Genomic DNA, 22,423 nt, shown 5'->3' with positions numbered 1-22,423 from the left:
TCTCCATCCTGTTTTTAATCCACCAGAAATTTATCCAGCTCCGCCGTCACGACCGGATTACGTTTTACCTGCGGATGGTCGATTCTTCCGGGACAATCGCCGTGATGTTTTCTCCCTCCGTCAGGATCGTAAGACCGGTCTGGACCTGCATCTCTTTCGTTCCGTTTAAAATTTTTCCGTTTTTGTAGGCATATTTCATACTCGATTCCCTCTTTCTGCCGAACGTATTATGGTTTATTTTATCACTCCTAAGAGAGATTCGCGATAGAAAATCTCAGATTTTTGAAATATTTTCCTCATCTGAGAGGCCAGGATATGCACAGATGGTTTCTGCATCCTTTTATTCCTCCTGCAATGCCGCCAGATATCCCAGAATTCGTTCCTTTTTTCTGTCGGGCAAATTACGAAAGCCTTCCAGAATCATTTTCTCCTCTGTGTTTGCCGCGCACATTTCGAGATCCACTGCTTTCCGTTCGATCTCATTTTCTCCTAAAAGCTCATACGGCGTAACCTTCAGCACTTCGCAGATTTTCAGTATCTTATCCGCCGACGGATTCGTCCCCTTTCTTTTCCAGTCGCTGATGGTGCTCTGTGAAATTCCGGTTTCTTCAGAGAATTCTTTCTGGGTCACCCCGTTTCGAAGAATTAATTCAAAAATTTTTTCACTGATCATTTTGTATTTCACCTTTTCACTCAGATTTTGTTTTACTATATCACAAAATTCCCTGTCCGTCACTTCCTCCAATGTTGAAAAAACGCCTCTTCCTGCCCTGTGCGGATTCCGTATTTTCTTCTTGCGATCTAACAAAAAAAGAAATGGTAATGCCTGGGAAAAGATGCGCCATGCAAAAAAACAGCCTGAGTTCCCGTTTTTACACCAAAACTCAGACTGTTTTTATGCGTTCTGTTCCGCTTCCACTTCCCGGTTGATCTCATCCTCGCTGTCGGCCATTGCCTGCAGGGTCATAGTCAGTAATTTTTCCAGCGGCCAGCCAAGCTGATCGGCGCCCCTCTCAATGACCTCTCTCGAACATCCTGCTGCAAAGCCTTTGCTCTTATATTTCTTCTTTAAGGATTTCAGTTCCATGTCTTTTGTGCTCTTCGAAGGCCGCATCAGCGCAGCTGCCCAGATCAGTCCCGTCAGCTCATCTGCTGCAAACAGAACTTTTTCCATCTCATGCACCGGCTCCACATCCAGTGTGACGCCGCACTCAATGGTAATGCCGCAGCCATGGGAAACGACACCATGAATGATATCTTCCGACACGCCGCCTTCCCGCAGAAGCTCCGGTGCTTTCAGGCAGTGCTCTGCCGGATACAGCTCAAAATCAATGTCATGCAGCAGTCCGACAATACCCCAGTGCTCCTCTTCTGCCCCATAGCCAAGCTCTCTTGCATACCATTTCATCACGGCCTCTACGGTAAGCGCATGCTGAATATGGAAGGGATCTTTGTTGTATTTTTTTAATAAAGTAAATGCCTCATCTCTTGTAATTTCACTCATGCTTGATTTTCTCCTTCCCTTTTCTCTTTCCAGAATCACCTGGATTAGATTTGAATTATAATTTCGTCCATTATAATCCTATATTCATAGTAATTCAATAGGTTTATCAAGACTTTTTTTGTACATCATATAAAAAGGCGCCGTTCCCTCACCTTTCAGAGAGAGGGCACAGCGCTTTTCTTATTTTTCAAATTCTACACTTTACAGCAGTTTCGGTTTCAGCCGCACATCGAAGCTGATTTCGGTTTCTTTCAGCTGATATTTTTCCAGCAGCATCGGTCCGCAGCTTGCCGATCCGATCCCGGCCTGGCGGTAGTCGATGCAGAAAACAGTACTTCCGCACGGCCGAAGCTCATAGTTGTGGGCTTTCGCGGTCAGCTCCTCCTGCGTGTAAATAGATGCCTGGAATGAGAAGGTTTTCTCGCCCACTGCCGTCAATACCGCACGATCACTGGCAAGACTTGCATAATCGCAGTCGTAGTGGCTGCCGTTCTCCTGCGGGCGGATATAGTCCTCCTGCTGTTCTGCCGGTGTGCTGTGGAAAACGCCGTGATAGCTTGCCTGGTGCTTATCCACGTAGCTCTCCACCGGGCCGAGGCCGCAGTAGGTCAGTTTTGCAAACGATTCCGGCAGGAACAGGCGCAGGCCAAAACGCGGCAGAACCGGGAATACCGGGTCTTTCTTTGCTTCTACATGGACATCGGTCGTTCCGTCGCTGTAAATTGTCCATTTGATCACACCTGCAAGGATCCGCTGCAGAGCCGGAGACGAAATCGAATAGCTTGTCTCGATCTCCACGCAGCCGTTTTCTTCTTTTGCCGTTGTCTCATACGCCCGCGTCACGGTGCGGTCATACTGAGCACGCATCCAGGTATTCTTGATATTGCGGTCATTGTCTGTCGGCGCACGCCAGATGTTCAGCTCCATCGGACGGTCGAGCAGATTCTGGTTGGCATAGCACATTTTCTCGAACAGGCCGGTGAACTTATTATAGGTATAGCTGAACTGTTCCGTCGATACCGTCAGATAATGATCGTCCTCTTTCCATCCAAACGAAGCCGTTCCCTCCGGGCGCTTCATCATCTCTTTTGCCTTCTGGTTCTGATTGTCTTTCGTTTTCACCAGAACTTCTTCAAATCCCAGTTCGAACTGCTCCGGCAGCACCTCAGTGGCCTGTTTCTGATACCAGGTAACCTTCAGCGCACATTTTCCCTGCTCCGGCACGGAAATGGCAAGCGGAATCGTCTTCTCACAGCCTGCCGCAAGCTCCAGCAGTGCTTCATCTGTAATCTTGCCGCTCTCCGTCACTTCGCCGTCCACAAGCACCTCATAGCCAAGCACAGCGTAATCTTTCAGATTCACAAAATTCATATAGTTTTTGATGGTCAGTGTACCCTTTTCGGCATCATATCCCGTCACGCGCACCGGACGATACACGTTTTTAAATTCCATCAGTCCCGTATGCGGTGTGCGGTCCGGATAAACAAGTCCGTCCATGCAGAAGTTGCCGTCGTGCGGATACTCGTTGTGGTCGCCGCCGTACGCGTACATCTTCTTTCCCTCGATCGTTTTTCCCATATCAATTGCGTGGTCGCACCACTCCCAGATAAAGCCGCCGCACATCTTCTCCTCGCTGTGGATCAGTTCAAAGTAGTCTTCAAGATCTCCCGGGCCGTTGCCCATTGCATGGCAGTATTCGCACATGATATACGGCTTATCCCCGTACTCCACCAGCTCTTTTTTGATCTCCTCGAGTGATGGATACATGCGGCTGTAGAGGTCGAGGTTGCTGTAATCGTATTTCTTCGGATCATCCACATACCGTGCCGACTCATAGTGCGTCAGACGCGTCGGATCAAATTCCTTCGTCCACTTTAAGGCCGCCTCGAAGGTACAGCCGTATGCGCACTCATTTCCCATCGACCAGATGACAACGCTCGGGCGGTTTTTATCGCGCTCTACGCAACGCTGTGTGCGGTCTACGGTTGCCTCGGTAAATACCGGATTGTTCGCAATTAGTTTATTCCAGTTCTTCGCATACTCTTCCCAGCTCGTGTAATTCGCATAAATTGCCTCTGTGCCGTGGCTCTCATTGTCCGCCTCATCGATGACATAAAAACCGAGACGGTCATAAAGCTGATAACAGTACGGCGCATTCGGGTAATGGCTGGTCCGGATCGCATTGATGTTGTGCTCTTTCATTACCTTCAGATCTTTTTTGATCTGTGCAAGGCTGATTGCAAATCCCGTCACCGGATCGCTGTCGTGGCGGTTTGTTCCGTGGAATTTGATCTTCACGCCGTTCAGGTACAGAACACCGTCCTTCGCGTGGATCTCACGGATGCCGACATGATCAGTGATCACCTCACCCGCCGTCTCCAGCACCAGCGTATACAGATACGGCTCCTCGGCATTCCACAGATGTGCATCTTTTACATGCATCTGAACCGTATCGCCGCCAAACGCTGCCTCTGCCACAAGATGATTTTCTGTATCAAACAGCTTTGCCGTTCCTTCCTGCGGTTCCCCGTCATTCCAGGTAATCGCAATCGAAACTTCTCCATTCTGGTACGATGCGTCCGGCGCTGCCTTTACAAAGTAATCGCGGATGCCTTTTTCTGGTCTTGCAAGCAGATAGACATCGCGGAAAATGCCGCTCATGCGGAATTTGTCCTGATCCTCGAGATAGCTTCCATCGCACCATTTCAGCACCAGTACGGCGATGGTGTTGGTGCCATCTTTTAAGAAGTCTGTTACATCAAATTCACTCGTAGAATGAGACACCTGGCTGTAGCCGACGAAGCTGCCGTTCATCCACACGTAGAAACAGGAATCCACGCCCTCAAAATTCAGGAATGCCCTCGGTGCTTCCTCCTGTTTTTTCCACTCGAACGTTCTCGCGTACGCACCGCACGGGTTCTCATACGGCACATACGGCGGATCCACCGGGAACGGGTAGCGGACGTTCGTATACTGATGGTGGTCATGGCCATAATTCTGCCAGACGGACGGCACCGGAATCGTCTCGAATGCAGAAGTGTCGTATCCTTCTGTGAAAAACTCCTCTTTTACATCGTAAACACTGGTAAAATAGCGGAATTTCCAGTCGCCGGAAAGCAGGAAAAAGCGGTCCGACGCCTCCCGGTTCTCCACCAGATCCTCCATGCGGCGGGATGCCGGAATGTAGTAGGCACGGTTCGGCATGGTATTCACATGCAGGTGATCGAAATCTTCGAAATATTTTGGAACAATCATCTCTTTTTAAGTCCTCCTTATTCTGTCTTTTGTTTCCAATATCGGCACCGAAACACACGCGGTCCCGGTGCCGATCAGGTTTTCTGTTATTCTTTTACTTTTTCCATGCAGGAAGAACGCCTTCGTAATTCATGCCATAACCGTAGTCATAGTTATGTCCTTCGCTGTCAATATAGGTTTCCATATCCAACGCACGGTCCTCGCTCTGCTCCTCAACCGCATCCATATCCTTCGGCATCTGGATCGGCAGACGGCCGGTCGGGTTGTAATCGCCGAAGACAACGTCAAGCACAGCGGCTCTCGAAACACCGAACTCTGCGACGATCGCATCGGCTTCGGCTTCAAATTCATGCATCACCATCGGGTTGTTGACGGTTGCGCAGACGATCACCGGCTTGTCGCCCATCGCGCGGCGGCATTCGAGAATATTGTCGAGATCAGCCTCGTTGTAGGCAGTGTTTGTCTTTCCAAGATAGCTGCGGTTCGTGAAATTCTCGCGGAAATCGCCGCCGGCAATGCTGACCTCACGCGCTTTTTTCGCCGTATACGGGCGGTACTGCAGTGTAATCGGCAGATAGCCGTTGCCGCCGTTCGCAAGATCTTCGGTGGAATACGGGTTGCATGCCGGGCTTTCGATAAATACCAGCGCCACATCGGCCTCCTCCGGTGATGCCACGCGTGTACCGTACTTGGACGGCAGTCCATCCGGCAGCGGATCTTCGGTTTTTGCCGGCAGATCGATGCGGAAGAACGCTTTGGACGGTCCGATCTTTCTCTCCGGAATATAAACCTTCAAACCTTTCTTCAGCGGCAGCACACCCTTCTGTCCTTCCGGTGCGCGTTTCGCACTGTTTTTCAGCAGGACGATGGATTTCTTCTGTGCCTCATAGCCATGGCGGCAGAACTCTTCGCATCCTACAATCTTTGCGGATTCTTCCGGATCAAGATACGGGTCCTCAAACAAGCCGCAGTGGAAAATGTTGATCAGAAGACGTTTGGCGGACAGCTCCATGCGCTCACGCATCGCTTTCTCGCCGTATTTCTCACAGCCGATCTTATACGCCTCGACAATCGGACCGGACTCGCTGTTTCCGCCGAACTGGTCAACGCCGTTTGTGATCGCCAGCAGACACCGTTCTGCCTCGGTCATATCCTGCACGCCGTAGCAGCGGCTTCCAAATCCCTCAATCGTCTTCTCCGGATCCTGGGTGATGCCCCAGTCGGTGCAGACAATGCCTTTGAATTCATATTTTCCGCGCAGCAGATCCTTGATCAGGTACTCGCTGTAGGAGTTTCCGACGTTCTTGTCGTTTTTCTTGTCCACGCCGTAGGATACGGTGTAGTACGGCATAACCGCGGATGCGCAGTCGGTCGGTCCGTCCAGGTGAAAGGCTGCCTCGGTAAACGGTTTTAAATGCTCCTCAAAATTTCCGGTCGGATAAACGGCAAACTGTCCGAATGCATAGTGTGCATCGCGTCCGGCCTCTCCGGTGCCGCCGCCCGGCCAGTGTTTGACCATCGTGTTGACGCTGTCTTTTCCCCAGCCGTCTGCTTCCCCTTCCGTTGTCTGCATACCGTCACAGTACGCTTTGGTAAGCTTTTTGGACATCTCCACTTCTTCGCCTAACGTATCGACAAAGCGCATCCATCTCGGCTCGGTGCAGAGGTCGATCTGCGGTCCGAGTGCCGTTGTGATGCCGAGTGCCCGGTATTCACGGGAGGCATCCTTTGCAAACTGTCCGGCTACTTCCGGGTCAAAGCATGCTGCAAAGCCGACACCCTCCGGCCATTTGCTGATCTCGCTTCCGCCGCTCTTGAACTCTGCGCCGGAATCCTTTGCTCCGTTCCGCGGATCAGAGGAGAGGTTGATCGGAATACCATACGGCAGTGTCTCCGCCCGTTTCTGCAGCTCATTGCTCCATTTTGCGGAAATCTCCGGGCTTTCCACGTTCGTCAGCAGGATATGGCGGATATGCTCGTCCTCCAGAAATTCTTTCTGCTGATCAGAAATCGCATACGGTTCTTTGCCGGATTCCAGATACGTTTTTCCGTCAAACGTTCCCTGGAACGGACCGCCCGGCATCGGCGGTACGGCCTGGTGCGGTGAGTACAGCATAAGGCCAGCGATCTCCTCGATGGAAAGACGGCCCGCAAGGTCTGCGGCTCTCTCCTCATCGGAGAGGCGCCAGTCCTCGTACGGCAGCAGTTCGCCGGTTTTTGCCAGGTCTTTAAAGTAATATCCATCTTTTTCCAATACTTTTACGCCGGACTCTTCTGCCCAGGCGATCGTTTTTCCGCCCTCCTGGCGGATCCGGTGGATTCCGTTTTTCGTTGTTTTCTCCATAAGTTTCACCCTTCTTTTCCCAATTTATTTTAATGTAAATACCGCACTGTTTTCCGTCGTGCTGCTGTTGCCGATCATCACCGTAAAGGTACCCGGCTCGCTGCCGAAGGTTCCGTCGAGCCGGTAGTAGCGCAGATCCTCTTCGGTAATATAGAACGTAACCTCCTGCTCCTCACCCGGGGCAAGCTCTACTTTCCGGAAACCTTTCAGCTCTTTCACCGGACGAACCACATCGGAATAATCATCGCGGATGTACATCTGAACAACCTCGCAGCCTGCAGCATCACCGGTATTCTTCACGGTTACTTTTGCTGCAATTCTGCCATTCTTATCCATCTCGTTCTGGTCAAGCACGACATCCGAAACGGCAAATGTCGTGTAGGAAAGACCATAGCCGAACGGATACAGCGGTGCATTCGGAATGTCAAGATATTTGGAGCGGAACCGCTCTTTCATGCCCGGCAGATTCGGTCTTCCGGTGGAATACTCGTTGTAGCTGACCGGTGCCTGGCCCACGCAGTACGGGAAGCTCATCGGCAGCTTGCCGGACGGATTTTTCTTTCCGGTCAGGACATCCACAACAGCGCTTCCGCCCTCGGTTCCCGGGAACCATACCTCGAGAATGGCTTTTGCTTTAGCGCTGATTTCCCGCAGATCCAGCGGGCGGCCGTTGAACAGAACGACAACCACATTCGGGTTGACGGCCAGCACTTTGCGGAACAGCTCCATCTGGATTTCCGGCACATCGATCATGGCACGGCTGGTCGCCTCGCCGCTCTGCAGATAATGCTCACCCATCGGCATTACCACGAGATCGGCCTCTTTTGCTGCCTGTAGTGCGCTCTGCTCCATGGCAGCAAGCTCTTCCTCACTGTATTTTTTCGGTGTCGTCTCGGTAAATCCGATCAGCTCCACATCGTTTCCGATAACCGGGCATCCTTCTGCATACGTGGTGCGTGATGCGTCGAAGACTTTCTCGGCTGCTTCCTGAATCGTCACGCAGTCCTTGCTGTCGCCGGTGAAGGACCAGCTGCTCTTGATTTCATGATTGTTGGTATACGGGCCGACAAATGCGATCTTTTTCGAAGTGTCGAGCGGCAGTACGCCGTCGTTTTTCAGCAGGACGAAGGATTCCTCCGCTGCTTTTTTCGCCAGTGCACGGTGCTCCGGGCAGAGGTTGTATGCTTTCTCTTTCTCGGCATCCGCATCTTTATATGGATTTTCAAACAGTCCCAGTTTGTTTTTCAGCTCCAGAATCCGCAGGCAGCACTCGTCAATCAGATGCTCGTCCACTTCACCTTCTTCTACGAGACGGCAGAGGTTTGCGGCGTAAACGGATGTCATCATATCAATATCCACGCCTGCCTCCAGTGCTTTTTTCGCTGCATCGGCGGCATCTTTCGAGCTTCTGTGGGCAACGGTTTCCAGAATGGCTGCAAAGTCAGAAATCAGCACGCCGTCAAATCCCATCTCGCCGCGCAGGATATCGCGCATCAGCCATTTGTTGGTGCTCGCCGGAACGCCGTTGATCGTGTTGAATGATGTCATCACCATCGCTGCGCCCGCATCGATGCCTGCTTTGTATGCCGGAAGATAGAATTCACGGAAGGTATGCTCTGAGAGCTCTACGGTGTTGTAATCTCTTCCTGCGACTGCTCCGCCGTAGCCTGCAAAGTGTTTGATGCAGGAGGCAACTTTTCCCGGTGTTTTTAAATCATCGCCCTGGAAGCCTTTTACGATCGCCTCGGAAAAGCGGCTGTTCAGGTACGGATCTTCGCCTGTGGATTCCACAACGCGGCCCCATCTCGCATCGCGCACAAGGTCAACCATCGGAGAAAAGGTAACGTGAAGTCCGGCCGCGGATGCTTCTTTTGCGGCTGCAGACGCGCACTCTCCGGAGAGCTCCGGATCAAAAGTGGCTCCCTGCGCCAGCGGCGCCGGGAAAATGGTCTTCATGCCGTGAATGACATCCATCATGAACAGCATCGGGATGTGATGCGGCTGTTTTGCCATGTAGTCATCCTGCAGTTTTTTCATCGTATCGGCACCGGCTGCACCGAGAATGGAACCGGCCATCTCCAGGTCTTCTTTTCCGATTCCCATGTCATTTGCCGGGCCGGTCAGGACGCTGTTTTCATCCCCGAGGTAAAATGCTCCGCTTAACTGAAGCATCTGATCTACTTTCTCTTTCAGCGACATATCCGCCAGCAGTTTTTCCAGATCTGTCTGTTTCATTGAAAAACCTCCCTGTTGTTATTTTCAGAATTTTCCTGTTTCTTATATCATTTGTTTCTATTTTACGGCATAACTCTGCATAAAACAATCACTTTTTTTGACCTTTTCCTCAACGATTTTAACAAAAGAAGCGGGTTCCGCCATTTTTTGATTTTCGGCAGAACTCGCTCCCTTTTTTATAATTTAATTCCTTTTAATGCCGCGGCAAACGCATTGTTCACCGGCTCTTCGGCCTCTTTTTTCTGTTTCTTCATATAAGCTGCCACATCGCGCTTCGTCACACCGCCGCCCTCTTTTTTGCGGCGCTCTTGGAATTTTGTCATGCGCTCTTTGTGGCCGCAGGCGCAGACAAACGTCGCATCCTCGCCCTTTCCGATCATCTCCATGCGCTTATGGCAGACCGGGCATCTCGCATTCGTCGTGCGGGAAACCGTCTCGCGGTAGCCGCACTCTCTGTCCTGGCAGACGAGCAGTTTTGCGTTCTTTCCATTCACCGCAAGCAGCCGTTTTCCGCAGTTTGGGCACTTCTTGTTCGTCAGGTTGTCGTGGCGGAACGTTCCCTCTTCCGTCTTGATCTCATCGATCAGTTCCACCGTGTAGCTGCGGATCTCCTCCATAAACACATCGCGCCGCTTCTTTCCCTTTGCAATGTCGTTTAACTGCATCTCCCAGCTTGCCGTCAGCTCCGGCTTTTTCAAATCCGCCGGAACCAGCTTCAGAAGCTGGCGTGCTTTCGAGGTCAGATAGATCTCATTGCCTTTTTTCTCCAGCAGAAAGCTGCGGAACAGCTTCTCGATGATATCCGCACGGGTCGCAACCGTTCCAAGGCCGCCCGCCTCACCGATCGTTTTTACCAGGCTGCTGTCGCGGTTTTCCATGTAGCGGACCGGATTTTCCATCGCGGAGAGCAGCGTGCCTTCCGTGAAGCGTGCCGGAGGTTTTGTCTTTCCTTCGCGGAGACTGATCTTCGGCTGCCCGATCTTCATGCCTGCCTCCAGAAGCGGCAGATTCTGCTCCCGCACCTCTTCTTTCGCCTCATCCTCTTCGCCGTACCGGTTATCCTCGTACGCCTCCTGCCAGCCTTTCTCGACCATGCGCTTTCCGCGCGCAGTAAAGCATTCCTTTTCGATGGAAGCCCGGATCACCGTCTCTTCATATACACACGGCGGCAGCAGTACCGCAAGAAAACGGCGCACAACAAGATCATAAATGCGGCGCTCCTCGTTCGAGAGTGCGGATAACTGCACGTACTGCTCCGTCGGGATAATGGCATGGTGATCGGAAACCTTCGCATCATTGACAAAGGAGAGCTTTCCGTTCAGCGGACTGCGCTTCGCCTGCTGGGCCAGTGCTTTGTACGGGCCGATGCTGACCGCATCCAGCCGCTCTTTTAACGTCGGCACAATATCTTTCGTCAGATACCGTGAATCTGTCCGCGGATACGTAAGGACTTTATGGGTCTCATAGAGGCTCTGCATCAGATTCAGCGTCTGTTTTGCCGAATAGCCGAACCGTGCGCTCGCATCGCGCTGCAGCTCCGTCAGATCGTAGAGCAATGGCGCTTCTTTCTGCTTTTTCTTCTTTTCTACGTTCTGTAAGACAAGCGGATACCGTTTTGCCTTCTCTGCGATCTGCTTTGCCTTTTCCGGATCGGAGATTCTTGTGCCGCCCGATTTTTCATCTTTCCAGGTGTAGACCACACCGCCCGCCGCGGCCGTCACCGTGTAATACGGTTTCGGGACAAATTCACGGATTTCCTGCTCGCGCTGTGCGATCATGGCAAGTGTCGGCGTCTGCACACGGCCGCAGGAAAGCTGTGCATTGTATTTACAGGTCAGCGCCCGCGTCGCATTGATGCCGACGAGCCAGTCCGCCTCGGCACGGGAAACGGCAGCGCGGTAGAGATTGTCGTACTCTTTCGCATCCTTCAGATTGTCAAAACCCTCACGGATCGCCTTGTCCGTCACAGAGGAAATCCAGAGACGCTTACACGGCTTCTGGTTATGTGCTTTGTCGAGAATCCACCGCGCCACCAGCTCACCCTCGCGTCCGGCATCGGTTGCAATGACAATCTCATTCACGTCCTTCCGCGCAAGCTGTGTCGTCACCGCATGGTACTGTTTTCCCGTCTGCGGAATGACCTTGATCTGCAGTTTTTCCGGCATCATCGGCAGAACTGCCATATTCCATTCCTTATATTTTTTGTCATAGTCTTCCGGATCTTTTAACGTCACCAGATGGCCGAGCGCCCAGGTAACGATATACTTGTTTCCCTCCAGCGCTCCGTTTTCTTTTTTGCTGCACCCCAGTACGCGCGCAATGTCGCGTGCCACGGATGGTTTTTCTGCAATTACCAGAGTTTTCATAAAATGTCTGCTCCTTTTATAGCTCTTTATACTGTTTTACAATTTCCTCCCGGTCTTTTCCGAGAATGAAGTAATAATCAATCTGTCCGTCCCCTGCGGTGTGAAGATACGTTCCAAACGTCCGTACATTGCACAGCAGTGCCGTCCGGGACGCGGCGGCCGCAATGCCGTAGCCGCGGTTCGAAACAAGCAGCGGCATCCGCGCCTGCTTTCCGCCAAAAGAGACGTAGCGCGCCTTCGCGGTCAGATCCAGCCACTCGGTCGAAAGAATGCCTTTTGCTTTCAGCTTTTCGGAACCGCTCCAGTCGAAGAACGTCCATGTCATGCCGCCGTCAATCATGCGCGGCTCGTCACGCTTCTCGGAAAGGATTGGTTTGTTGTCCGGCGTCAGGAACTGCACCGCGCCGTCCTTTTTTTCTACCATGACGCGCAGCTTTTCCGTCTCCACCAGAACCGCTGTCTTCGATTCTTTCGCACTCCACGGAAACGCGGTATCTGCCTTCGGCTTCCAGTACGTATCCTGCACTTTTGCGGTCACACCCTTTACAAAACTGATGCGGATCACCTCCGGCGTGATCGGGGTGATGCGTAAGATGCCGTACATGCTGGCAATCTCAACCGCCGATTTTCCTTTCTTTGCCCATTTCACCGCACACTTGATCTTCGAATGGCCCTTGATGCGCAGCAGCTCGTTTTCCGGGATTGCACCGAAAGCGTAAGATGAGGTATTCAGGCGCTCCGTCTTCTCGGCTTCTCCTGGTACCATACCTGCTCCGCCCGGTCTTTTTGCACTCTGCACTCCGGCCGTGCCCGTTCCATATTGCATTCCTGCCTGTGTTCCTGCACTCCGTCTGCTTCCCGGCGCTTTGCCGCCTGCCTTTCCATGATAAGCCGCACCAGCAAAAATAGATGACACCCCTTCCGGTGCACGCTGCTGCATTGTCTTTGCGGCAATTTCTTCTCCCGTTTCTGCCGCAGCCCTCCGCGTTGCCGTACTGCCTTTTGCCATCACCGCTGTTCCGGTCGTGCTTGTATTTCCAAGCGCCATTCCCGGCCTCTGCTCCGGCTTGATCACAATCCGTTTCGGTCCATGGCTGTTCCGCTCGTCCATCTCCTGAATGCCGATCGCGCGGTTCTCCTCACGCGCCTCCTTCTGCGTCAGCGAAACCTTCTCATACTCTTTCGCCTTCGTCAGCGTCTCCATGGCAAATTCCTGATTGTGACGGCCCTTCGGCGCTTCTTTGGCAAGGATTCCCGTCAGTTCTCCTGTATACAGCACCGCCAGCTCATGCAGTGCCCGCGTCGCCGCCACGTAAAGCAGCTTCACCTGCCCGTCATTTTCAGGATATTTTTCTTCCGTCGGATCAAGAAGCAGCACCGCATCGAACTCAAGACCTTTCGTATATGCCACCGGGAGCACCATCACGCCCTCGCCGAACTCTGCCGTCTCGAGATCCTCCTCCACAACCGGCACGTATTGTTTCAGCTTCCGCGCCGTATCCGCCGCTTCTGCCTCATCCCGGCATACAACGGCAATCGTCTCATATCCCTGCGCCTGCCATGCTTTGATTGTCTGAACACCCGTGGCGAGCAGCGCCGCTTCATCGTCAAATGCTTCTTTCCGCACCGCCGTTCCGTGCCGCAGCACCGGCTCCACCGGATAGATCGCAAAGTCCCCATGCCGCAGAATCTCGTTTGCAAAATCGGAGATCTCCACCGTATTCCGGTAACTCTTCCGCAGAACGCCGAACGCATCGTACGTGCCGGTCAGAATCAGCTTTTTCAGCTCCTCCCAGTCGTTCAGGCCGTAGGAAAAATGGATATTCTGCGACGTATCTCCCATAATGGTATACGTACAGTCACGCAGACAGTAATGAAGCACCTGGTACGCCATCATCCCGAAATCCTGCGCCTCGTCGATGACCACATGGCTCGCCTCGCGCACGGGATCGTTTTCCTTGATCCGCTTATAGAGGTATGCCAGCGCCGCCAGATCATAGACATCAAAGGAGTTTTCCGGCACTTCCACCGCTTTTCCTTTCTCCGCCTGCTGCTCCAGAAACTGTAAATAGAGATCAAAAATGGATCCCCGCCATTTTCCATCTCCAAAATATTTCTCGTATTTCCGCTTCAGCGCCTTTTTTTCGCGCGCCGGAAACGTCACTTCTTTTCCCGAAACCTCGTTCTCAAATTTTGCCAGCAGGATCTCGTTCAGCATGCACATCTTTCCTTCCATGGAAGATGTGGACTGCTCCCTGCAATAGTTATCAATATACTCGGCGTCCAGAAGCAATGTTCCCGTTTTTTCCAGCCGCACCGGCTCCCGCGGAATCTGCTCTGCCTCGTACGTGCGGCAGAAATTTTCCAGATCGAAAAACCAGCCGCTTCCGCCCTTTATGCTGTTTTTCTCATCCGCGCGGTCGATGGTGTGTACCGTGTACTTTTCTTCGTCCCAGTCCTCGTACAGAAGCCGGATAAAAAGCTGCTCCATCGTCATCTGACGGATGCCGTACACATCGAGTTCCGGCAGAACGCTGGTAATGTAGTTCAGCAGAATGCGGTTGCTTCCAATGATATAGAACTCCTCCGGCCGGAAGTCCTCCTCGTAATTATAGAGGATGTACGAAATCCGGTGCATCGCCACCGTCGTCTTTCCGGAACCAGCCACGCCCTGTACGATCAGATTCGTCTTCGGGGATCTGCGGATAATGAGGTTCTGCTCCTGCTGGATCGTCGCAATGATCTCACCGAGCACCGCTTTTTTGTTCTTCGCCAGATACTTTGTCAGCAGCTCATCGTTCGCTACCACATCGGAATCAAAAAAGTCTTTCAGATGGTCATTTTCAATCTCATACGTCCGCTTTCTTTTCAGATCAATCGAAAAAGTACCCTCTGAACTCACCGTATAGCTGCACGGCCCGGTGCTGTTCTCATAATAGACGGAGGAAATCGGCGCCCGCCAGTCCAGCACAACCGGTTCCGCCTTCTCATCGGAAATGCCGACGCGCCCGATGTAATAGGACTCTAAAAACGAAAGCCGCGGATCCTGAAAATCAATCCGCCCGAAATACGGCTTCTTTCTCGCTTTTTCCAGCCGCGCCATGCCGTGCTGGTACGCATTCAGCTTCGCCGTCGCGTTGTTCCAGAGCGCCAGGCCTTCCGCCTCTTTTGCGTCGTACGTCTCCATCAGATCCGCCAGATCCTCATTCGCCGACCGGATATCCGCCTTCGCCTGTTCAAGATTCTGCTCGGCAATCCCGATCACCTTCGCAAGCTGTGCTTCCTCCTCTTCCCTCGTAAGTCCGGGAATCTCTGATTTTCTGATGCTTCTTTCCAGTTTCTCTTCTTCCACTTTGTGCCTCCTTTTTTACGAAAAACTTCTTCTACATCAGCCCGTTCTTTTGATTCTCTTATTTCCATCCCAATAGACTTTATTTTACCATGCACACGTCTCCCCGGCAAGATACTTCACCCGCTTTTTCGTGCATCAAAAAAGACACCATGCGTCTTACACACAGTGCCTTTCCGACTTTTTTTCTTACTGAAGGTAATCCTTAAATTTCTTTTTAAATGCTTCGATATCGTTCGTATGGGCTTCCACAACCGCATCCGGGTTTCCGGCGATCATCAGGACACTCATCAGGGATTTCGCATCAAAGACGCATCGTCCTATTTTTACGTCAACGTCGTAATCCAGGCGTTTCACCATATTTACAAATTCTTCTACACTCTCTACTTCATCAAACTTTAACGGTAACGAAATCATATTTTCTGCATCCTTTCTGCTTTTTAGTCTTCTTTTCATGATTTTGAATTCTTTCTTTTATTTCCTTCAAAATCGGTCAAAAACTTACACGATATCCCTTTTTTGCTGTTTTTTCTGAAAGTAGTAATGAAATCGCCTTCATTTTCGACTGACACTAAAATAGCATACATCTGTCTCACTGCAAATATCCGTTTTAGACAAAATTCGACGTAGTTTTACAGCAATTTGCTCATATGTTCCGTCTGATTCGTTAAGTTGTTTCTTTTCCGGCACTTTTTTCGTCTGATCTGACGGGCCGGAAGGCCTTACTTGAGAATCACTCTCATGAAAAGTTATTCGCTGAAAATAATATTTCGGATCTTCCGGGACAGGGTGTACGTTCCGGCATCTTTTTTCTGGGTCATCATCAGAAATGTCATATTCTGCTCCGGCACGACTTCCATGTAGCATCCAAGCCAGCCGTCCCAGCCGAACTCACCCTTGCTTCCCAGCGTTACCGCACGCGTCGGATCTACCAGAACACGCATCAGATTTCCGTAGGAAAATCCTTCCAGACCGATCCAGTTATCAAAGCCTGCCTGCTGTACCGCGCTTAATGTGTGGCCTCCCAGAAATTTTACCGTCGCCGGACGGAGAATCTGTACACCGTTGTAGGTGCCGCCGTTCAGCAGCATCTGCGTAAATTTCGCATAATCGTCGATGGTAGATGCAAGGCCTGCTCCGCCTGCCTCATATGCCGGGCGGTACGCCATATCGTTCTGAATGCCAAGGTTATTGTCCAGATAACGGACGGACGGCTGTCCCTCCCTGCAGTCATACACCTTCGCCAGACGATCCTGCTTTTCTGCCGGAACCCAGAAATCGGTATCGTTCATGCCGAGCGGCTCGAAAATTTCTTTTTTCAGAAAATCCCCAAAGCGCATGCCGCTTGCCACCTCAATCACCGCACCTACGACATCCGCCGACGTTCCATAACTCCAGGACTGGCCCGGCTGATACAGAAGCGGGACTTTTCCAAGACGGTTTGCAAATTCTACTGTACTGATCGTTCCGCCGTTTTCTTCCTTAAGTCCGTGGATCACCTCCTGAAAAAGTGCATCGGTCTGCCGTCCCGTCTCATCCGTTCCGCCGTACGTCAGCCCGGATGTCATATTCATAATATCCTCCAGAAGGATCTCCCGCTCCGCTTTTTCTATCTTCCCATCCGCTGTACATACAACCGGGTTCCGGAAGCCCGGCAGATACTTGCTGACCGGATCCGCCAGATCGACGATTCCGCGCTCTACCAGAATCATCATGGCCGTCGCGGTAATCGGCTTGCTCATGGAGTAGAGGCGGAAAATATTATCGCGGGAAACCGGCTTTTTTGCTTCGATATCCGCATATCCGCTCTCCAGATAAACCTGCTCCTCTCCGTCTTTGATCACCATCAGAAGACAGCCCGGTGTCTCTCCTTTTGCAACAGACGCATCCATCACCTGCTGCAGTCTTTTCTTTATCACCTGTTCCATGGTATGTTCTAACCTCCATCTAAATTTCATTGTTTTTTCCTATTTTACCTCTCTTTTTGCCCCCTGTCATCTTTTATCTTGCTTTTCTTCTTCTATCCTCATTGTCTTTTTTTTCTGAAATCTTACAACTTTTCTGAAATTAAGAAAAACCATCAAAAACCATCATTGCCCTATTCCGAAAAATATGCTATTCTATATGTATATATATTTATGAATCTTCAGCTATTTAGAAAAACGAGGTGAACATCTTGCTGAAAACGAACGAATCCGCAGAAAATTATTTGGAAACCATTTTAGTCTTAAGTCAGAAAAAACCCGTTGTACGCGGTGTTGATATTGCAGAAGAACTTGGCTTTAAAAAATCAAGTGTCAGCGTTGCCATGAAAAACTTAAGAGAAAAAGAGCAGATCCGCGTAACGCCGGAAGGCTACATCTACCTGACCGACAGCGGACGCGCGATCGCAGAGATGATCTATGAGCGCCACCAGCTCCTCTCCCGCGGCCTGATGAGCCTTGGTGTTGATGAGCAGACCGCCACGGAAGATGCCTGCCGCATCGAGCATGTCATCAGCCAGGAAAGCTTTGAAGCGATCAAACGTCATCTGCACATGACTGCCGAAAAATAAACATGACAAAGAAAACGCTGCCGGAGTTCTCTTCTCTCCGACAGCGTTTCTCTTTCCGCCCGAAAGTCTCCCATTTCTTTGCCGGAGCCTTTCGGGTTTTCTTTTTACAGCATAAAAGTATACGTTCCGCTTCCCAGTTCCACGGTATCCGCCGGATCCTGCGTGTTTTTAAACAGGGTTGCCGTTGTATTGACCGGAATCGTAACCTGATACTCTATTTTGTCACCTTTCCGCTCCCATCCGGCAGAAATCACGCCGTACGGGCTGTCTACGGAACCTTTCATAAACTCGAGCGGGCCCGGCTGCGGTTTCAGCAGAATGTGCTGATAACCCGGTTTTGTCTCGTCTCTCTGGATACCAAGTCCCGTGTGATACAGCCAGGAAAGAACGCTTCCGAGAGAATAATGATTGAACGAGTTCATCGCATTCTGTCCGCCGAAGCCTTTTTCCTTCGTGTAGGAATCCCAGTGCTCCCAGATCGTCGTCGCTCCCTGGGTCACCGGATACAGCCACGACGGGAATGCCGTCTGCAGCATCATCTTCCAGGCATCCTCCACAGCGCCCTGCTCGGTCAGCATCTGGTTCAGAATACCCGTTCCAAAGAATCCCGTTCCGACCGTATGGCCGATCGCTCTCGTCTTTCGGATCAGATGCTCTCCTATTCTCTTTCTGTCTTCTGCCACACCATAAGACAGTGCAATTGCATACGAGCACTGCGTATCACACAGCGTTCCGTCCGCATTGCAGGTCTTTCCGGAATCCGGAAGTACAAATGTCTCATTCCAGAATTTCTTCACCTTCGCAGCAAGCGCCTCATACTGATGCTGCTCCTCTGTTCTTCCGAGCGCACCGGCAATCCGGCTCATCAGATCGGCTTCTTTATAATAGAATGCATTCCATAAAAGCAGCAGATCCGTCTCTTCCGGTGCCAGCCAGTCGCCAAGCGGTCCGATCGCCGGATTTACCTTCGTTCCCGGCAGACCCTTATCCTTCATATAGTCCATATATTTCTGCATGCCAGGATAAAATTTCTCCAGTGTGCGGATATCCCCATACTGCTCATACAGTTCCCACGCCATAAAAATACTCGCACACTCATACGTAATGCCGCCGAATCCGCCGCCCACCGGTGCAATCTCCGGGTACTGGCCTTCCGGTGTCTGCAGATCACACATCGCCTGCAGGTTCCGCTCATAGAATTTCTTCAGGCTGCTGTTGTTGAGCGCCGTATGGCAGAAAATATGCGTATCGCCCGCCCAGCCCATGCGCTCATTTCTCTGCGGGCAGTCGGTCGGAATGTTGATAAAGTTGCATTTCTGTGACCAGGAAACATTCTCGGCAAACCGGTTCAGCAGTTTATGGCTACTCGTAAGGCTTCCATGGAATTCCGTCACAGAAGAATACTGAAGACTCTCTACTTCTTCCAGCTCCGGCGCATGCTCCACACCGCTGATCTCAATATAGCGGTAGCCGTGGAAGGTAAACTTCGGCTGGAACACCTCTTCCCCGCCGCGGCAGATATAAACATCCGTACTCGTCGCATCCCGGTAATTTTCCAGCATCATCGTGCCTTCTTTTCCGGCATACTCCGGCAGATCCGGATAAAGCACCTCCGCATAGCGGATGATGATCTTTGTGCCCGCCTTCTCATGCAGTGTAATCCGCGGTACACCAGCCATCTCCTGTTCCAGATCGTAGAGATACACACCCGGGAACAGCTCTTTTCTTGTCTTTGCCGTTCTCTGGTCCACAATCCGCACTGGCGCATCGTACTCACCGATATATTCCGGCTTCTGCTCATGAACCGCCGGCCAGGACCGTCCAAAGCCCGGCATCGTGCAGAACTCTTCGATCATGACGGTATCCACAACAACTGGCTTTTCCCAGGTGCTGTCATCAAACTCCGGCAGAGAATAAGTTTCGTAAACCTCTGCCCGGCGCGCATCGTACTGCTCTCCGGCAAAGTAGCTGGAAAACAGGTAAGGACCTTCTCCGAAATACTTCCAATCCTCGGTATTTGTTCCAAAGACCTCGCGGCTGCCGTCCTCGTACTTCATGACAACCTTGGCAAGCAGACTCTCCTTGTCTCCAAAGTAATTGAAGTTCTTCACCACAAAGGTCTGTGCCTCGCTCCACCAGCCCGATGCCAGCGTCACGCCGATTCCGTTTCGGCCCGGTTTCATCAGCCCTGTGATATCGTATGTCTGATAGTTCATTCTGTGGTCATACTGTGTCAGACCCGGACGCAGCAGATCTTTCGTGATCTCCTGTCCGTTGATCCGGCAGTCGTAGATACCGCGCGCAGTAATATAAAGGCGTGCCGATGCCAGTTTTTTCTCTTTCTGGCAGGAAATACACGACCGCAGCATTGGAATTGAATGATGGGACGGATCTGCCGTAATCTGGCTGTCTTCTACTTTAAAGTATCCGTTTTCCACCGGAATCTGATCCGCAAAGATACTTTTTCCCCCATCCAGCCGTCCTTCCGGCGTCTCACGAATAATTTCCGCGGATGGTTTTCTTACGTTTCTTACAGTCAGATTCTTAAAATATCCTGTCGTCCCTTTTCCTGCATAAAATCCGATCTCATTCAGTCTCGGATACGGCAGCACATCGTTATTTCCTCTCGGATTCAGCTGGCGGCCTGATACTTTCGTTCCAAAAAATCCATGCTCTTCAATTGCATCCACGAGAATGCCGTCGACATAGGCGTATGCCACATTGCCGTCAACCTCTACGGTCAGCTTATGAAAGGCATCGGCATTCTCTGGTGTCAGGATTTCCTGCGTTTTCTCTTTCCAGTTGACCAGTTTCGTAACGGCAAACGGTTTTTCCGCTGTATCCTCCGGCGCATAGCCCACGCGGTAAATTTCGAGGCGTGCATCTCCATCCTCAAGGCACACAGCATAACGGATATAGTTCTCCCCTTCCATGCCAAGCTCATTTTTCGTATGATCGTTCAGACGGAAGTCATTGGCTCCAAAGACGATACCCGCTTCTCCCTTCCCGCCTTCCATCCAAAATTCACTCTCGATCGTAAAAACACCGCGGTTTTCCGCGCATACCGTCGCATGCGGTGCGCCGATCCACTCAGCTCCCTCCCATGCTGCATACAAAGAATCCATAAGGCCTGTCTCGAAGGAACTTTCTGCTTCTGCTTTTCCGCCGTGGTTATCCCACACCTCTGCTTTTACCTCATATTTGGTACAGGGCTGCAGTGCTTCTCCTTCATAACCAATCCCTGTTGATACGCCGGTTTCCATTTTTCCGCTGTCCCACACAGTATCTTCTCCGGTGCGCACAACGATCCGGCATGCGCTCTGCATCAGATTCTGTTCTCCTTCTTCTGCCGTCAGCAGCCAGGAAAATGCCGGTTTTTTCTCATCCAGCCCGATCGGTGCCATCTGATCTTCAATCAGAATTCTCTCTATCTTCATTTGGTAACCTCCCATTGCAAGTTTTGCCTTCTTTGCTGATTGTATTATACCGTCCAGCAGCTATTTCTGTTAAGATCAGTTTTTGCCCAAAAAAGCGTCTTTATTTGCATCTTTTCCGGTGTTATAATAAAGAAAATTACGAAAGAGAGGTACCATCAAATGAAAGTATTATTAATCAACGGAAGTCCTCACGCAAAAGGCAGCACTTATACTGCCCTGCACGAAATGGAAAAAGTCTTTACAGAAAATGGTATTGAGGCGGAAATCGTACATATCGGAAATAAAGATATCCGCGGCTGTGTTGCCTGCGGTGCCTGTTCCAAGCTCGGAAAATGTGCTTTTTCCGATATGGTAAATGAGGTTGCCCCGAAATTTGAAGAGGCTGACGGCCTTGTTGTCGGAAGTCCGGTTTATTATGCATCTGCAAATGCAACACTTATTGCTTTTCTTGACCGGCTGTTCTACAGCACACACTTTGACAAGACCATGAAAGTCGGCGCTTCGGTTGTCTCTGCACGCCGCGGCGGTCTTTCCGCTACCTTTGATGAGCTGAACAAATACTTCACCATCTCCGGCATGCCGGTTGCTTCCGGCCAGTATTGGAACAGTATCCATGGAAATAATGCGGACGAGGCACAGCAAGATCTCGAAGGCCTGCAGATCATGCGTACCCTTGCACGGAATATGAGTTTTCTGATGAAGAGCATCCAGCTCGGAAAAGAATCCTTTGGTCTTCCGGAAAAGGAACCGCGCGTCGGCACAAACTTTATCCGTTAATTTATCTGTTAAGCAAGATGCCGTCTTTCAGACTTTTTTCTATGTCTGGAACACGGCATCTTTTATAGCTGGAAGAAATTTTATACACGAAAAAAGCCTGCTTCCGCAGACTTTTTAAAGCGACCCGGATCGGGATCGAACCGACGACCTCCGCCGTGACAGGGCGGCGCTCTAACCAGCTGAGCCACCGGGCCAGACATATACAGAATATAAAATATGGAACTAAAGTGGACCTTCAGGGACTCGAACCCGGGACCGACCGGTTATGAGCCGGTTGCTCTAACCAACTGAGCTAAAGGTCCAAAGAGCCGATGATCGGACTCGAACCGATAACCTGCTGATTACAAATCAGCTGCTCTGCCAATTGAGCCACATCGGCATACATAACAAATATTTTATATTCAGTGACTCCGACGGGAATCGAACCCGTGTTACCGCCGTGAAAGGGCGATGTCTTAACCGCTTGACCACGGAGCCATATTTACTTTTTGAAAGAACTGACCTGTAAGAAACTCTTACAGGTCGCATTCACTCCCCGAGTTGGGCTCGAACCAACAACCCTTCGGTTAACAGCCGAATGCTCTACCATTGAGCTATCGAGG

At 51.1% G+C, this 22,423-nt stretch carries 13 protein-coding genes and 5 tRNA genes; 2 read left to right on the top strand and 16 right to left on the bottom strand.

Annotated elements, in window-relative coordinates:
* Window positions 1–64: 64 nt before the first annotated feature.
* From I2G42_RS16580 to I2G42_RS08090, 10 genes are all read right to left on the bottom strand, one after another.
* Window positions 65–199 carry a hypothetical protein gene (locus tag I2G42_RS16580; RefSeq protein ID WP_256359690.1) on the bottom strand — a complete coding sequence of 45 codons (135 nt, stop codon included), beginning with the start codon at window positions 197–199 and terminating at the stop codon, window positions 65–67.
* Between the two features lie 141 nt (window positions 200–340).
* On the bottom strand, window positions 341–673 hold the full coding sequence (locus I2G42_RS08130) for a helix-turn-helix domain-containing protein (RefSeq protein WP_070103703.1): 333 nt from the start codon (window positions 671–673) through the stop codon (window positions 341–343).
* Window positions 674–895: 222 nt separating this feature from the next.
* Window positions 896–1,504: a hydrolase gene (locus I2G42_RS08125; RefSeq protein ID WP_117509411.1), complete on the bottom strand. Its 609-nt coding sequence runs from the start codon at window positions 1,502–1,504 to the stop codon at window positions 896–898.
* Between the two features lie 201 nt (window positions 1,505–1,705).
* A complete protein-coding gene (locus I2G42_RS08120) occupies window positions 1,706–4,759 on the bottom strand; it encodes a glycoside hydrolase family 2 TIM barrel-domain containing protein (RefSeq protein WP_195530940.1) in 3,054 nt (1,017 codons plus the stop codon).
* Window positions 4,760–4,853: 94 nt separating this feature from the next.
* Window positions 4,854–7,103, bottom strand: coding sequence for a glycoside hydrolase family 3 protein (locus tag I2G42_RS08115; protein ID WP_195530939.1), 2,250 nt, complete (start codon window positions 7,101–7,103; stop codon window positions 4,854–4,856).
* Window positions 7,104–7,127: 24 nt separating this feature from the next.
* Window positions 7,128–9,338, bottom strand: a complete 2,211-nt coding sequence (bglX, locus tag I2G42_RS08110) for a beta-glucosidase BglX (protein WP_195530938.1) — start codon at window positions 9,336–9,338, stop codon at window positions 7,128–7,130.
* Between the two features lie 176 nt (window positions 9,339–9,514).
* On the bottom strand, window positions 9,515–11,704 hold the full coding sequence (locus tag I2G42_RS08105) for a DNA topoisomerase III (protein WP_195530937.1): 2,190 nt from the start codon (window positions 11,702–11,704) through the stop codon (window positions 9,515–9,517).
* A gap of 16 nt (window positions 11,705–11,720) precedes the next feature.
* Complete coding sequence (locus I2G42_RS08100) at window positions 11,721–15,056, bottom strand: ATP-binding domain-containing protein (protein ID WP_330611289.1); 3,336 nt, start codon at window positions 15,054–15,056, stop codon at window positions 11,721–11,723.
* Between the two features lie 186 nt (window positions 15,057–15,242).
* A complete protein-coding gene (locus I2G42_RS08095) occupies window positions 15,243–15,470 on the bottom strand; it encodes an HPr family phosphocarrier protein (RefSeq protein ID WP_147326098.1) in 228 nt (75 codons plus the stop codon).
* 332 nt (window positions 15,471–15,802) lie between these two features.
* Entirely contained in the window at window positions 15,803–16,981 is a 1,179-nt protein-coding gene (locus tag I2G42_RS08090) for a serine hydrolase domain-containing protein (RefSeq protein ID WP_022461981.1), read from the bottom strand.
* A 251-nt stretch (window positions 16,982–17,232) separates the two neighbouring features.
* Between I2G42_RS08090 and I2G42_RS08085 the strand changes: the two genes are divergently transcribed.
* Complete coding sequence (locus I2G42_RS08085) at window positions 17,233–17,607, top strand: metal-dependent transcriptional regulator (protein ID WP_055221737.1); 375 nt, start codon at window positions 17,233–17,235, stop codon at window positions 17,605–17,607.
* Window positions 17,608–17,711: 104 nt separating this feature from the next.
* Here I2G42_RS08085 and I2G42_RS08080 read toward each other — a convergent pair whose 3' ends face one another.
* A complete protein-coding gene (locus tag I2G42_RS08080; RefSeq protein ID WP_158582843.1) occupies window positions 17,712–21,044 on the bottom strand; it encodes an alpha-L-rhamnosidase in 3,333 nt (1,110 codons plus the stop codon).
* 159 nt (window positions 21,045–21,203) lie between these two features.
* On the opposite strand from I2G42_RS08080, the gene I2G42_RS08075 reads away from it, so the two are divergent.
* Entirely contained in the window at window positions 21,204–21,821 is a 618-nt protein-coding gene (locus I2G42_RS08075; protein WP_022461984.1) for a flavodoxin family protein, read from the top strand.
* Window positions 21,822–21,941: 120 nt separating this feature from the next.
* Here the strand turns inward: I2G42_RS08075 and I2G42_RS08070 are convergent.
* The 5 genes from I2G42_RS08070 to I2G42_RS08050 all read right to left on the bottom strand — a co-directional run bounded on the left by I2G42_RS08070 (window position 21,942) and on the right by I2G42_RS08050 (window position 22,423).
* Window positions 21,942–22,015, bottom strand: a tRNA-Asp gene (locus I2G42_RS08070).
* 34 nt (window positions 22,016–22,049) lie between these two features.
* Window positions 22,050–22,123 (bottom strand) — tRNA-Ile (locus I2G42_RS08065).
* A 4-nt stretch (window positions 22,124–22,127) separates the two neighbouring features.
* A tRNA-Thr gene (locus I2G42_RS08060) sits at window positions 22,128–22,200 on the bottom strand.
* A 26-nt stretch (window positions 22,201–22,226) separates the two neighbouring features.
* Window positions 22,227–22,298, bottom strand: a tRNA-Glu gene (locus I2G42_RS08055).
* 54 nt (window positions 22,299–22,352) lie between these two features.
* Window positions 22,353–22,423: transfer RNA gene (locus I2G42_RS08050), tRNA-Asn, on the bottom strand.

The organism is Fusicatenibacter saccharivorans (genome assembly GCF_015557635.1).
Classification (GTDB): Bacteria; Bacillota; Clostridia; order Lachnospirales; family Lachnospiraceae; genus Fusicatenibacter; species Fusicatenibacter saccharivorans.
This window is presented reverse-complemented; position numbering and strand designations above follow the sequence as displayed.